Origin of the sequence: Paenibacillus fonticola DSM 21315, assembly GCF_000381905.1 — a bacterium.
GTDB classification, from domain to species: Bacteria; Bacillota; Bacilli; order Paenibacillales; family Paenibacillaceae; genus Fontibacillus; species Fontibacillus fonticola.
Map to the genome: position 1 here is coordinate 1 of NZ_KB907290.1, position 13983 is coordinate 13983.

The following is a 13983-nucleotide window of genomic DNA, read 5'->3' on the forward strand; positions in this document are numbered from 1 at the left end:
TGGACGCACCGCTGGTGTACCAGTTGTTCCGCCAGGAGCATAGCTGGGTAGCTACGTGCGGATGGGATAAACGCTGAAAGCATCTAAGCGTGAAGCCCTCCTCAAGATGAGATTTCCCAATTAGTAAGACCCCTTGAAGACGACGAGGTTGATAGGCCTGAGGTGGAAGTGCAGCAATGTATGGAGCTGACAGGTACTAATCGGTCGAGGGCTTATCCAAATACTACCCACCAAAGTGACGAGAAGCTGACGAAGCTTAGTCCGATTACTTTGGCGGGGCCCGGAAGAGATGAAGGGCAGACGCAAATGAAGTTTCGTATCCAGTTTTCAGGGATTAATTTCCTTGATTCGTGGCTTGGAGAGGTACCCAAGTGGCTATAAGGGGACCCTCTGCTAAGGGGTTAGACTGCGTAAGCGGTGCGAGGGTTCGAATCCCTCCCTCTCCGCCATTTGTACAAGCATATAGGTTTGGCGGCGTAGCTCAGCTGGCTAGAGCGTACGGTTCATACCCGTGAGGTCGGGGGTTCGATCCCCTCCGCCGCTACCATAGTTATTCGGAGGCTTAGCTCAGCTGGGAGAGCATCTGCCTTACAAGCAGAGGGTCAGCGGTTCGATCCCGTTAGCCTCCACCATACTTATATATTTTCCTGTGCCGGTGTAGCTCAATTGGTAGAGCAACTGACTTGTAATCAGTAGGTTGGGGGTTCAAGTCCTCTCGCCGGCACCATTTTTTATGGAGCTTGTTATTGCGGAGCCGTGGTGTAGAGGCCTAACATGCCTGCCTGTCACGCAGGAGACCGCGGGTTCGAATCCCGTCGGCTCCGCCATTACTTCCTTGAATAAGGGATGAGAACCCGTCAAGGGTTCGTCGAAGCACAAGCTTCGTTAGCATTACATCGCAGTCTCGGAGCACAGCGTAGAGTATCCCGTCGGCTCCATCACTACTTCCTTGAATAAGGGATGAGAATCCGTCAAGGGTTCGTCGAAGCATTAGCTTCGTTAGCATTACATCGCAGTCTCGGAGCGCAGCGTAGAGTATCCCGTCGGCTCCGCCATTTCATCTTTGGATGAAGGTTCGACTCGCTGTAATCAATATAGTGTTTCCACAGAAAGTGGGAAAGTTATAAACTTTAACCACTTTATTTTTTTGACTAAAATTGATATGGCTCGGTAGCTCAGTCGGTAGAGCAAAGGACTGAAAATCCTTGTGTCGGCGGTTCGATTCCGTCCCGAGCCACTTTATATGCTCTCAGATATGCGATCTGAGTTGCCATAATATACGGAGGCTTAGCGAAGTGGCCAAACGCAGCAGACTGTAAATCTGTTCTCGTACGAGTTCGGTGGTTCGAATCCATCAGCCTCCACCAGTACGAGCCATTAGCTCAGTTGGTAGAGCACCTGACTTTTAATCAGGGTGTCGAAGGTTCGAGTCCTTCATGGCTCATCTTAAAAGTCGTCAATCTTTGGATTGGCGGCTTTTTTGTGTTGATTTGGGAATGAATATAGAAATATACAAATGTACGATACAGGTTCGTAAAGAAGGAACGCCCGGAATGATTGTAAAATTGTCTTTTAGAGCTTATGGAGCTGAGGTTGTAAGCAGCTGCCTCTTTACACAATGATGTTATTTTGATTCATTAACAGTAAATTTTAATATTAGCTCAAGGTCATGATACAATATTGATTATAATCCAAAATCAGAACGCTCCAGAAAGGCTTGTTTTATGGAAATTAACTTACTGAAGAAGCAATTGGAACTCATAATTAAGACTCCTGTCCATTTATCGAGCATGAAATTGGCGGAGTGGGAAAAATTAAATGAAGCTGCAGCCCCTGTTCGTTGGGTTGTGCTGCCGAATCGTTCTCTTTGGTTATGGAAAACGAATAGCGATACCGTTCAAGTACTCGAAGCTGCCACATCTGATTTGACGGAGACGGAAGCCAGCTTGATTGAGCTATTAATAACTGCGGCGGGTGCAGAAGATTCCGCGATGCGGCCTGTGGTAAAGAAGGATGATGAATATCGCAGCCAGCAGTTGGGGACTTGGGTGCAAGAACAATTGGATCAAAAGGAGTACCGAGCTGGTATTCCCGAATCTTTAGCGTGGAAATCGAAGCTTCACGGAACGATGCTGCCCTTTTTGCTTGGTTCGGAAAATCATTCCGCGATGAGCATTTCGTATAATAAGCTGACTAAACTGCTTCGCAGTTATTTTGGTGGTGACGTTGTAATACTGCCACTTAAGGAAGAGTGGTTCGTCCTGGTTGGGGAGAAATTGCTAGTGGATCTGCGTGATGAGAATGAAGAAGGACCGGATACAGAACAGGATATGCTCGGCGCTCTATGCCAGGGCATGTACGAACTCGTTACGAATGAATGGGTCGGCGGCGGATTTCATTTGGCGGCGGGGAATCCGGTTGACATAACTCAGTCTCTTGTGGCGACTGCTTTATTGCTGCAGGAAACACTGGCACTCGGACGTATTTTCCATGTGTCAGAGCAGATCCATCTGCCGTGGGAGCTGCGTCTGGAGCGGTTCGTCTACAGCATCCCCGAAGCTCAGCGCCAAAGATTTATGGACGATGCGGACAACCAAACCCGCTTGTTGCAGGATGAGGAAACGCTGATGACGCTGGAAACTTTTTTTCAATTGGATTGTAATGTTAGCGAGACGGCGAAGCGATTGTACATTCACCGGAATACGCTGCTGTACCGGCTCGACAAGTATAAACAGGAAACAGGGCTGGACGTACGGAGCTTTCATGACGCTGTTGTCGTCAAGCTTGGAATGCTATTGTATAAAGTGACAAATAGGGGATAGGTTTTTTGTGCATTTTGTGGATAGCGCCCAGTTCCTCTAGTAGGTTAATATAAAGATACGAAATGAATCCGATTACATTTGGATAAAGCTTTTATATTAATTTAATTCTAGGAGGCAGAACTCATGGCAGGCGTACGCTTAGAACACATTTATAAAACATACCCAGGCGCTGAAAAACCAACAGTTGTTGACGTTAATCTCGATATTGCGGATAAAGAATTTCTCGTATTGGTTGGTCCATCCGGATGCGGAAAATCGACCACGCTTCGTATGATCGCTGGTCTCGAAGAAATTTCCGATGGTAAACTGTACATTGGAGACCGTGTTGTTAATGATGTGGCTCCTAAAGATCGCGACATTGCGATGGTTTTCCAATCTTACGCTTTGTACCCTCATATGAACGTTTATCAAAACATGGCGTTCGGTTTGAAGCTTCGTAAAGTAAAGAAAGAAGAAATCGATCAGCGTGTGCGTGAAGCAGCGAGAATTCTTGATATCGAACATTTGCTTGACCGTAAACCGAAAGCTCTTTCCGGTGGTCAGCGTCAACGGGTTGCCTTGGGACGTGCCATTGTTCGTGACCCGCAAGTCTTCCTGATGGACGAACCGCTTTCCAACTTGGATGCTAAGCTGCGCGGTCAAATGCGTGCGGAAATTACAAAGCTGGTTAAACGTCTCGAAACAACTTGTATTTATGTAACGCATGACCAAACAGAGGCCATGACGATGGGTGACCGTATCGTTGTTATGCAAGACGGTATTATCCAGCAAGCAGCTTCTCCTGAAGAGCTGTATAACCAACCGAATAACATTTTCGTTGCCGGATTTATCGGTTCACCGACGATGAACTTCGTCAACGGTACGATTGTAGAGCAGAATGGTGCGGTATTCTTCCAATCCGATACCTTGAAAGTAGAAGTACCACAAGGTAAAGCAGTTACTCTGAAGGAGAAAGGATACGTAGGCGGTAGGGAAGTTATCATGGGCATACGTCCTGAAGACATCCACGAGGAGCCAATCTTCCTGGAAGGATCGCCTAATACGGTCTTCACTGCTAGCGTAGACGTAACTGAAAACCTCGGTCACGAAATGCTCTTGTACTTGAACAGCACGGCTCCTCTGATTGCTCGTGTTGATGGACGCTCCAACACTCGTGAAGGAGACAATGTCAAGCTTGCGATCGATATGAACAAAATTCATATCTTCGATAAAGAAACAGAGCAAAACGTATTTTACAACTAATCGTTACTTGATCATAACTTGATCATGAAAACCGCCCCTAGTGGGCGGTTTTTTTAAATAGGAAAGGCCTTACAATTGATTTACGGCGTATTTTCCTTTACGATGAATACAATGAATTGAATGTAATTGCTGCTGGATTCTATTTACATATGCGCAAGACTGTCTCAGAAGCAGTGCATCTAAAGCGGAGCGGGCTTGCAGAAGGAGAACACCATGCCTAAAAATGTGAAAGTATCAGAATTGGTCAACCAGTTCGGACTTGAGGTCGTGTCCGGAGAACAAGGGTTGAAGCGAATGATTACGGTAGATGACTTGTATCGCCCTGGCCTTGAAATGGCCGGCTATTTCGACTATCATCCGCCAGAGCGGGTACAGATTCTTGGGAAGACAGAGCTTGTCTTCTTCGAAATGCTCCCAGCTGAAGAGCGGCGTGACCGAATGGAGAGACTGTGTGCCAGCGAGGAGACGCCCTGCATTATTGTAACAAGGTCCTGGGAAGTACCGCAGGAGCTGGCCGACATCAGCGCCGTTAAGAATATCCCTGTTCTACGAAGCAGTATGGCTACAACGATTCTGTCCAGCCGCATTACCAGCTTCCTGGAGAGGAAACTGGCTCCAACGGCTACAATCCATGGCGTACTTGTAGACGTGTATGGGGTAGGTATGCTTATTACGGGTTCCAGCGGTATAGGCAAGAGTGAGACAGCTCTAGAGTTAGTTAAACGCGGCCATCGCTTGATTGCGGATGATGCTGTAGAAATCCGTCAGACTTCGGACAATCAGCTGCACGGCACCGCACCCGAACTTATTCGTCATTTGTTGGAGATCCGGGGAGTCGGCATAATTAATGTGATGACGCTGTTTGGCGCAGGTGCCATTCGCAACAATAAGCGGATTTCACTTGTCGTTCGGCTCGAGGCCTGGCAGCAGGAGAAGCAGTATGACCGCCTTGGATTGGACGAGGAGACAACGCGAATTATTGATACGGATGTACCGCTCGCTACAATTCCGGTCCGTCCTGGCCGGAACCTGGCGGTTATTATTGAAGTAGCTGCTATGAACTTCCGCTTGAAGCGGATGGGATATAATGCAGCGCTGCAGTTTACGACGAAGCTCACCGAGACGATTGCGGAAGATATCGACGATTTGGACTAGGAGCGTGAATGATGAGCACTTTGTTAATTGACCCGGTCTTTTTTTCAATCGGGAGTTTTATATCTGTACGCTGGTACGGTTTGATTCTCGGAACCGGCGCTTTGGTCGGCTTGCTGCTGGCCATTCGAGAGGGAAAGCGTTTTGGCATTCCTCAGGAATTTTTTATGGATCTGCTTTTGCTAGGCGTTCCATCTGCTATTATCGGCGCAAGAATTTACTTTGTCGCTTTTACCTGGGATCAATACAAGGATAACTTCTGGGATGTTTTCAAAATCTGGGAAGGCGGCATAGCTATATACGGTGCGTTGATTGGTGCTATTATATGTGCAGTCATTATGGTACGAAGACGCGGCTATAACTTCTGGCGCATCGCTGACATCTGCGCGCCTTCGCTGCTCGTTGGCCAAATGATCGGCCGGTGGGGGAACTTCGTGAACCAAGAAGCCTACGGCGGCCCGACGACGGAAGCTTTTTTAAGGGAATATTTGCACTTGCCGGCTTTCATCGTCAATCAGATGAACATAGATGGCGTCTTCCATCACCCGACATTTCTCTATGAATCGTTATGGAACCTGGTCGGTTTGCTGCTGCTCTTCGTACTGAGAAGACGGAAGTTTCTGCGGGCCGGAGAATTGTTCTTATCCTACTTCATTTGGTATTCCATCGGCCGTTTCTTTATTGAGGCGCTGCGGACGGACAGCCTGGCTTTCAAGGGGCCGGCTTGGCTTGCTTCTTTTGTAGACGGATTGTGGTCGCCAATGCAATGGATTGGTTTTGAGCACGGGTATTTGAACCCGAGTTATGGAAATGTACGAATATCTCAACTATTAGCTTTGCTCATCATTGTTATCGCGATCGTTCTAGTGGTCATCCGTCGCCGAACTATTGCTGATTTACCTCGGTATAGCGATCCAATCGTTTCGACCAAGACACGGGAGATTGAGAGCCTTTCAAGCAAAGCAGTTGCTGACAATAAGACTTTAGGCAGCAAGACTTCAGAAAGTAAAACTTCGGACAGCAAGGTTTCTCACAATGTGGAATCGCTCAATAAGGATGCGGATAAACAGAGTGTGGATGCTGCGACAGAAGATGAGGAACAGAAAAAGGAGTAGCTTACATTGAGGATAGACACGGTTTTATTTGACCTGGACGGAACGATTATCGACACAAACGAACTCATTATTGCGTCTTTTCAGCACGTATTGGACAAGCATAACCAGCCGCGAACCCGGGAGCAGATTATCCCTTTTATGGGAATGACGCTGGAGCAGCAGTTTGAAGCTTTTTCCGGCCGGAAGGACGTCACGGAATACGTTGCCGATTACCGTTCATACAATACTATACATCACGATACCATGGTCAGAGGATTTCCGCATGTAAATGAAGTGATCTCTACTTTGAAGGAAAGAGGAATCAAACTCGGGATCGTTACGACGAAGATCAGGCCTTCGACGATGCGGGTTCTTGAATTGTTCAACCTGCTTGAATACATGGATACGATCGTTACGGTGCAGGACGTTACCCATCCGAAGCCCCATCCGGAGCCGGTGCTTACAGCCGTCGAGCAGTTGAAAGCTGATCCGAAGCGGACGTTAATGATCGGGGACAGCCCGGCTGATATTAAATCGGCCCAAGCTGCCGGGGTGCATTCAGCTGCGGTGGCGTGGTCGCTTAAGGGAGCGAAGGAGCTGCAGAAGTATAATCCGGATTACGTGCTGCAAGACATGACGGATCTATATGGAATAATGGGATGGGAGCTGCAAAACAAGTGAGAAGGGTACAGCGCTATCCAGTTGAAGGGCCGAACGCCTTATGGCAATTGTACCGGACAGTAAGCCCATGGAAGGGTGTTAAAAATTTTATTTTCATCCAGATTGCCCGATACTGTCCGGTGCTTCCATTAAAGAACTGGATATATCGGCGTATTCTTCGCATGGAGGTTGGAGAGCATACCGCCTTTGGTCTTATGGTGATGGTTGATGTGTTCTTTCCCGAACTGATTAAGATCGGGCGGAATTCCGTCATTGGTTATAATACGACCATTCTTGCTCACGAGTATTTAATTAAGGAATATCGGCTCGGTGAGGTTCACATTGGTCATGAAGTCATGATTGGAGCGAACACGACGATTTTGCCCGGAGTCACAATTGGAGACGGGGCGGTTGTTGCCGCTGGATCCGTAGTTCACAAAGACGTAGCTCCAGGAGCATTTGTCGGCGGTAACCCGCTGCGGGTAATTGGACCCAAGACCATGCAAACTATAGAGCATGACAATGAATGAAGAACTGTACAGCAAAGGATCGTCCGGGAGGGCGATCCTTTGCTGGTTCAGGTACGAATGAGGGTACAAATGGGTGCGCTTGGATTGACATGGAGGGCGACAACTTCCGTTTTTAGGTGAAGTATTAATCCCCAGAGACGAGCTTCGATTGCAATGAAATGTGAATGGGCTGGTTAAACTTTCTGCCGGGATAGTTGCGAATATTAAAAGTAAGCGGCTGGATATAATTATCCGGCTTTATTTTATAGCTGATTGTCTCAATCGAACCGGAGCTGGAGCTGGAGCGGCCCAAAATAAGTGAGTGCTGCCCTCCGCTGCCATCGGTAAACATTTCATCCAGCTCAAAGCGGAGAAAGCGGCGGTCATCATCATCTAAATCCATTTCAAAGTGTAGATCGATATACTCTTCATTTTGTATAATACGCATCAGCCTGACCCGGCTATCAGGAGAAGACAAAACATCCTGTTTCTCCGTATCAAGCACCAGCTTTAAATCCGGCCCGAGCGCTTCTGCCATGCCAGATGCGCCGAAGGCCAGCTCATCCCAATCCGAGAAGGATATGCTGTCGAACTGCATCATAAGATGATCAGGGCCGGTCATGGACATCTGCACAGGCAGGGAATGAATAGAACCATTTCGGGAGGTTAATAACACCGGCCGGATAAGATATTGATACAGATTTTCTTCCGGTCCATCGATTTGCAGGTAAATTCGCGATGTCAGAGGGTTAAGGATAGCCTCCGTAATCGTGAATGTATAGTCACTGATCGCTGCCGATTTGTTAACTTCAATTCTCTGCTCTAGTCCGGCATACTTGCTGGAATCGATTTGAAAGGGAATTTTAATGAGCTCATGTAATTCATTCGAAGCCTGCCGATGCCCCCAGTTTGCAGTCAAGCTCAACTTATCGGGTATAGAGCCTTCAAGTGCAGTAAAGTCAAGTGCAGTAAAGGTAAATTCGCCGTGCTGGACGTTGGTGGAGGTTCCAGGCTCCGGTTCAGTTGCAGAATGCTGAATGTCGACGTTGAGCCTAGTGCCTTGCTGATCAAATAATTTAACGTCGCTCGCGTAAATGGGTGTATTGCCGGGTAAATTCACCGACGTGTAAAATACAACCACGGTCGAACGGTCGGCGATAACCCCGTTTAGGGTTACTTCATAATCGCCTTGTGTCACCGTCTTGTTGATGGGTTGATACAGGCCATGATGAGCCGCCTCCTTCAGTGTGGAGGTCATTCGGTTATATGCATAGTCCGGTATATCCGCACGGTAAGCGTGGAACATAGCATTTTCCTTCAGCTCCAGCTCCCACAACTGCCAGCCGGCGATCAAGATGAGGCAGCAAGCGAGCAGGGCACCGGCGAACTTCCACGGACGGTAGCGGATTAGGCGCTGTTTACGGATCTGCCCGGCCGATATCCCGGTAATAATCGCATTTTCTAGCCTCTGTTCATCTATATTTTCAGCAGCAGCTTGGTACGGCTTATAATAGTCTGCCAGCAGAGCTTCTTCCCGTCTATAATTCGGCTTTTCCTGCATATCCCTCAACTCCTCCGCTAATATGTTTTCGCACCTGTTTTAGTCCTTGATGCAGCCATGTTTTTACGGTACCCTCAGGACTACCGAGAATCCTGGCAATTTCGGTTAAGGTCATGTCCTGATAATATTTCAGCATCAGCACATTTCGATATTTGGGTTTTAACCGCTGCATGGCCCGCTCCAGATCCAGCTTATGGACACTGATCATTTCGATTTTGTTCTGTGCAGCTGAAGCCTCTATATAATGGGGGATGTCTCTTTTCCTGCGTTTCAGTTCATCGTTGCAGCAGTTAATTAAAATCCGGATCAGCCAGGGCACAAAGGCAGCTGGTTCCCGCAAACGCGAGCACTTGACCCAGGCCCGGCAGATGGTCTCCTGGATCGCTTCCAATGCATCTGCCTCATTATTCAAGTAGCTGTAGGCAATTCCGTACATTTTTCTCTTCTGAGAAGACACCAGTTTGTGAAAGGCTTCTTCGTCTCCTCGGCATGCGGCATCAGCCCATTGTTTCTCCTCCACTTCCGGGCTCCTTCCTATGTATTAATTCAGTCTTATATCTGCAATTAGCTCCAATACCTGATCAGGTCATAAAGCAGCGACTAAGTACTATTCATTAGTTAAGACGCCGCAGGGGCGCAAACGGTTTTATTTTTTAAAAATAGGAGATTTGATTGTCCGTTAAACAGTTGGCATTGGAGGGGAAACGGTGTTTCGTGGGATATGACCGTCCCAACTTAATATGATACAGTTATGTCATACAAGTATCGAGAATCATTGAAAGTACCGAAAGTTCGAGAACTATTTAGGGAAATATTTTGAAGAGCATTAAAAAGGCATTGAGGAAGTAATGAGGAAGTAATGAAGAAGCATCGAAGAAGCATCGAAGAAGCAATGAAGAAGCAATGAAGAAGCAATGAAGAAGATTAAAGGAATGTTGAGCTGTTGTAACAGCTAGTGAATCAAAAAAAGGTACGTTGACGGTTTGGAAGAAAGTATGATAAAATATGCCATACCCTTTAATTTGGTAGTATGGTAGCACTTTAATATGATAAAGTAAACAGAGTTTATCTGCTTGAGAGGTGAAAGTCTTGTCTAAACCGAAAGGATTTGAAAAACCGGCTGGTGTGCGCGATTATTTGCCTTTTGCGGTAGAGAAGCTGCGGGCAATTGAGCGTAGTGTACTGGATTGTATGTCCAGCTGGGGATATCGTCAAATTATGACGCCAACGATGGAATATTACGATACGGTAGGCGTAGCAAGCTCTACGTCAGACCAGAAGCTGTTTAAACTGCTTAACAATCGGGGAACGACGATGGTGCTTCGTTCCGATATGCCGGCTCCGATTGCGCGCGTGGTCTCCTCTTTATTGAAGGAAGAGCCGTTGCCGATTAGACTGTCATATCATGCGAACGTATTTCGAGCGATTGAAGAAGAAGCGGGCAAAGAGGCCGAGTTTTTTCAGACCGGTGTTGAGCTAGTTGGGGATGATTCTCCCGAGGCGGATGCGGAGGTTGTGGCGCTAGCGGTGTCTTCATTACAGGCTGCCGGTGTAACGACTTTCAAAATTGCGCTGGGCCATGTAGGCTTTTTGAACGGGCTGCTGGAAGAGGCGGTCCCCGATAGCGAGGAAGTACGCGAAACCTTAAAAGAGGTGCTCATGCACCGGGATTACGTTGGATACCGGGAGACACTCGCAAAGCTGCCCCTGTCCGAAGTGCAGAGGAACGAGCTGGAGGGCGTGCTTAAGCTGCGTGGAGGCAAGGAAATTTGCAGCCAGGCGCTGGAGCTTAGCGGCAATCCGCTTGCGCAGGCATCTGTTGCGCATTTGGGGCAGGTATGGGATGCGTTGGAGGATTATGGGGTTGCCCAGCATGTCATGATTGATTTGACCATGATCGGCGACTTTTCTTATTATACAGGCATGACCTTTGAAGGCTATGCTGCCGAACTTGGCTTTCCGGTATGCAGCGGCGGACGCTACGACAATTTGCTCCAGCAGTTTGGACGCCCGGCTCCGGCGACAGGATTTTCGCTGAAGACGAACCGGATTTTGGATGGGGTAAACGGCATTCAGGTAGAGCGGCAATTACCGATCCTGCTGCAGTATGATGCCGCAAATCGCAAACTGGCATTTACAGAGGCTGCACGTTTACGCGATGAAGGCCGCAGTGTACTGATGAAGCATGTGGATACTATAGATGACCTGTTATCGGAAACGACAGCTCATCATATCCGAAGCGGACCATTAGGACCTGCGTTTGGTGAAATTCGCAGCTATGTAAGCTTTTAAAGATACAAGAAAGGAGGGACCAGCTTTGGGAGAGATTATTAAGGTGGCTATGCCAAAGGGGCGTATTTACAAACAGGCATCTGCATTGTTTCGCGAGGCGGGACTGGCGATACCTACTGATGTAGATGAATCACGAAGACTCGTCATACCTTTGCCGGAAATCGGCATGGAGTTCATTATGGCCAAGCCGGTCGATGTGCCGACTTATGTGGAGTACGGAGTCGCCGACATCGGTATTGTAGGGAAAGATGTGCTGATGGAGGAGAACCGCGACGTATATGAGCTGCTTGATTTAGGCATCGCCCGCTGCCGGATGTCCGTCATTGCGCTTCCTGAATGGAAGCCGGGTATTCATCAAAGGGTGGCTACCAAGTACCCGAATGTAGCTTCCCAATATTTTCGTGAGCAAGGCCAACAGGTTGAGGTGATCAAGCTGAACGGCTCGATTGAGCTGGCGCCGCTGATCGGCCTGGCTGACCGGATCGTTGATATGGTGGAGACGGGACGGACGCTGAAGGAGAACGGATTGGTTGAGCTGGAGAGCATATTTGATATTACGAGCCGGCTGGTCGCTAATCGAGTGAGCTACCGGATGAAGAATGGTGAAATTCAGGCTGTATGCGACGCTTTGAACCGTGTCATTCAAGGGACGGGAATCGGAAGTTAAGCGGGCGGGCCATAGATCAGCCTGGAAGAGATCGGATGATAACAGATGATAGCGGATGATAGGGGGCAGTCAGGGATGAGGATTGTATCAGCGGGACAATTTCAGTTGAAGCGGGAAGTCGATTACGGTTCAGCGGAGCAGAACGAAATTGTTAAAGCAATCGTTAGCGCTGTAAAAAATGAAGGGGACGCAGCTCTTCTTAAATATACGGAACAGTTGGATGGTATGAAGCTAAAGGCGGGCGACCTCCGGGTGACTGAGGAGGAACTGCGCGCGGCCTATGACCGGGTAGAGCCCTCCTTCGTCGCCGCCATTTCTGCAGCAGCGGAGAACATTCGCGCTTACCACTCGAGGCAGAAGCGGAATTCCTGGATGGATCTGCAGCCTGACGGCAGCATGCTGGGGCAAATCATTCGCCCGCTTAAGCGGGTTGGCGTATATGTCCCCGGCGGCAAGGCCTCTTATCCCTCCTCGGTATTGATGAATGTGATTCCTGCGCAAGTGGCGGGCGTACCGGAGATCGTTATGGTGACTCCGCCAGCAACGAACGGACAGGAAGGCATTGATCCGTACATTTTGGTTGCCGCCGCGGAAGCCGGCGTCCATGAAATTTACCGGGTCGGCGGGGCGCAGGCGGTAGCTGCCCTTGCTTATGGCACCGAGAGTATCGCTCCCGTCGATAAAATATGCGGGCCTGGCAACATCTATGTGGCCTTAGCGAAGCGGGAAGTGTATGGCGCGGTCGATATCGACAGCATTGCCGGACCAAGTGAAATTGCTGTGCTGGCTGACGACAGTGCTGACCCGGCTTATGTGGCCGCCGACCTGTTGTCGCAGGCTGAGCATGATGAGATGGCATCCGCTGTACTGGTGACGACATCGGAAGCTTTTGCCAGGGAATGCCGGGAGGAGGTGCAGCGCCAATTGGCTGAGCTGCCTCGCCGGGATATCGCTGCCGCTTCGATCGAGAATTACGGAGTCATTCTTCTTGTGAAGACGATCGAAGAGGGGATCGACGTAATTAATCAACTGGCCCCGGAGCATTTCGAACTCATTGTGGAAAATCCGATGGCATATCTGGGACGGATAGAAAATGCCGGGGCTATTTTCCTTGGGCCGTATAGCTCGGAGCCGGTTGGCGATTATTTTGCCGGTCCGAACCATATTATTCCGACCAATGGCACGGCACGTTATTCATCCCCGGTCGATGTGGACGATTTCATTAAGAAATCGAGTCTGATTTATTATAGTAAGGAAGCTTTGCTGGCAAACGGTGAGACGATTATGGAGCTGGCGCGGCGCGAAGGACTGGAAGGCCACGCGCGGGCCGTCGAAATACGGATTCGTAAAGAAGGAGAGGCAGGGAAAAAAGATGACAACATTTAATGAAGAAGCTAAAGAGCGGATAGCGAGCGTTAGCCGCAAGACGAATGAGACCGACATTCAGCTGGAATTTGCGGTGGACGGCAGCGGGCAAGCCTCCCTGCAGACGGATGTACCGTTTCTGGACCACATGCTCGACTTGTTTACGAAGCATGGCCATTTCGATTTAACGGTCAAGGCGCATGGCGATATTGAAATTGACGATCATCATACAGTGGAGGATATCGGCATTTGCCTTGGACAGTGCCTGCGGGAAGCGTTAGGGGATAAAAGGGGAATAAAACGCTATGCGAGCGTATTTGTGCCAATGGACGAGGCGCTTGCTCAGGTTGTGATCGATTGCAGCAATCGCCCGCATTTGGAATACCGGGCGCAGTATCCATCTGGCCGGGTAGGCAGCTTTGATGTTGAGCTCGTACACGAGTTTTTGTGGAAGCTGGCGCTAGAGGCGCGCGTGACGCTGCACGTTATCGTGCATTACGGACAAAATACGCACCATATGATCGAAGCCGTGTTCAAGGCGCTGGGGCGTGCCATTGATGAAGCGACAAGCATTGATCCGCGCGTAAGCGGCGTTCCGTCAACGAAGGGAGTGCTCTAA

Annotated in this window: 12 protein-coding genes, 8 tRNA genes and 1 rRNA gene; 19 read left to right on the forward strand and 2 right to left on the reverse strand. The window is 48.9% G+C overall.

Annotated elements, in window-relative coordinates; genetic code table 11:
* From G358_RS0128005 to G358_RS0128075, 15 genes are all read left to right on the forward strand, one after another.
* A 23S ribosomal RNA gene (locus G358_RS0128005) occupies positions 1-220 on the forward strand; the annotation flags it as partial.
* Between the two features lie 137 nt (positions 221-357).
* Positions 358-449, forward strand: a tRNA-Ser gene (locus G358_RS0128010).
* A 21-nt stretch (positions 450-470) separates the two neighbouring features.
* Positions 471-547: transfer RNA gene (locus tag G358_RS0128015), tRNA-Met, on the forward strand.
* 9 nt (positions 548-556) lie between these two features.
* Positions 557-632, forward strand: a tRNA-Val gene (locus G358_RS0128020).
* Between the two features lie 19 nt (positions 633-651).
* A tRNA-Thr gene (locus G358_RS0128025) sits at positions 652-727 on the forward strand.
* A gap of 23 nt (positions 728-750) precedes the next feature.
* Positions 751-827: transfer RNA gene (locus G358_RS0128030), tRNA-Asp, on the forward strand.
* Positions 828-1164: 337 nt separating this feature from the next.
* Positions 1165-1237, forward strand: a tRNA-Phe gene (locus G358_RS0128035).
* A gap of 44 nt (positions 1238-1281) precedes the next feature.
* Positions 1282-1367, forward strand: a tRNA-Tyr gene (locus G358_RS0128040).
* 4 nt (positions 1368-1371) lie between these two features.
* Positions 1372-1444, forward strand: a tRNA-Lys gene (locus G358_RS0128045).
* Between the two features lie 280 nt (positions 1445-1724).
* On the forward strand, positions 1725-2822 hold the full coding sequence (locus G358_RS0128050) for a PucR family transcriptional regulator (protein ID WP_019640584.1): 1098 nt from the start codon (positions 1725-1727) through the stop codon (positions 2820-2822).
* Between the two features lie 123 nt (positions 2823-2945).
* The gene (locus G358_RS0128055) at positions 2946-4064 is read left to right on the forward strand and encodes an ABC transporter ATP-binding protein (RefSeq protein WP_019640585.1); all 1119 of its coding nucleotides are present in this window, start codon (positions 2946-2948) and stop codon (positions 4062-4064) included.
* A gap of 213 nt (positions 4065-4277) precedes the next feature.
* Positions 4278-5219, forward strand: coding sequence for an HPr(Ser) kinase/phosphatase (gene hprK / locus G358_RS0128060; protein WP_019640586.1), 942 nt, complete (start codon positions 4278-4280; stop codon positions 5217-5219).
* An 11-nt stretch (positions 5220-5230) separates the two neighbouring features.
* Positions 5231-6331, forward strand: coding sequence for a prolipoprotein diacylglyceryl transferase (lgt, locus tag G358_RS31030; RefSeq protein ID WP_019640587.1), 1101 nt, complete (start codon positions 5231-5233; stop codon positions 6329-6331).
* A gap of 6 nt (positions 6332-6337) precedes the next feature.
* Complete coding sequence (ppaX, locus tag G358_RS0128070) at positions 6338-6991, forward strand: pyrophosphatase PpaX (protein WP_019640588.1); 654 nt, start codon at positions 6338-6340, stop codon at positions 6989-6991.
* Positions 6988-7500, forward strand: coding sequence for an acyltransferase (locus tag G358_RS0128075; RefSeq protein ID WP_019640589.1), 513 nt, complete (start codon positions 6988-6990; stop codon positions 7498-7500). The genes ppaX and G358_RS0128075 overlap by 4 nt, the downstream gene beginning before the upstream one ends.
* Positions 7501-7624: 124 nt before the next feature.
* Here the strand turns inward: G358_RS0128075 and G358_RS0128080 are convergent, their stop codons facing one another.
* Positions 7625-9040 carry a DUF4179 domain-containing protein gene (locus tag G358_RS0128080; RefSeq protein ID WP_019640590.1) on the reverse strand — a complete coding sequence of 472 codons (1416 nt, stop codon included), beginning with the start codon at positions 9038-9040 and terminating at the stop codon, positions 7625-7627.
* Positions 9018-9560, reverse strand: coding sequence for a sigma-70 family RNA polymerase sigma factor (locus tag G358_RS0128085; RefSeq protein WP_019640591.1), 543 nt, complete (start codon positions 9558-9560; stop codon positions 9018-9020). The genes G358_RS0128080 and G358_RS0128085 overlap by 23 nt, the downstream gene beginning before the upstream one ends.
* 569 nt (positions 9561-10129) lie before the next feature.
* Here G358_RS0128085 and G358_RS0128090 point away from each other — a divergent pair.
* The 4 genes from G358_RS0128090 (at position 10130) to hisB (ending at position 13983) form a co-directional block, all read left to right on the forward strand.
* On the forward strand, positions 10130-11332 hold the full coding sequence (locus tag G358_RS0128090) for an ATP phosphoribosyltransferase regulatory subunit (RefSeq protein ID WP_019640592.1): 1203 nt from the start codon (positions 10130-10132) through the stop codon (positions 11330-11332).
* Between the two features lie 25 nt (positions 11333-11357).
* The gene (hisG, locus tag G358_RS0128095) at positions 11358-11999 is read left to right on the forward strand and encodes an ATP phosphoribosyltransferase (protein WP_019640593.1); all 642 of its coding nucleotides are present in this window, start codon (positions 11358-11360) and stop codon (positions 11997-11999) included.
* A gap of 75 nt (positions 12000-12074) precedes the next feature.
* Positions 12075-13385 (forward strand): histidinol dehydrogenase, encoded by a 1311-nt coding sequence (gene hisD, locus G358_RS0128100; protein WP_019640594.1) that lies wholly within the window; start codon positions 12075-12077, stop codon positions 13383-13385.
* Positions 13372-13983, forward strand: coding sequence for an imidazoleglycerol-phosphate dehydratase HisB (hisB, locus tag G358_RS0128105; RefSeq protein ID WP_019640595.1), 612 nt, complete (start codon positions 13372-13374; stop codon positions 13981-13983). Before hisD ends, hisB begins: the two co-directional genes overlap by 14 nt.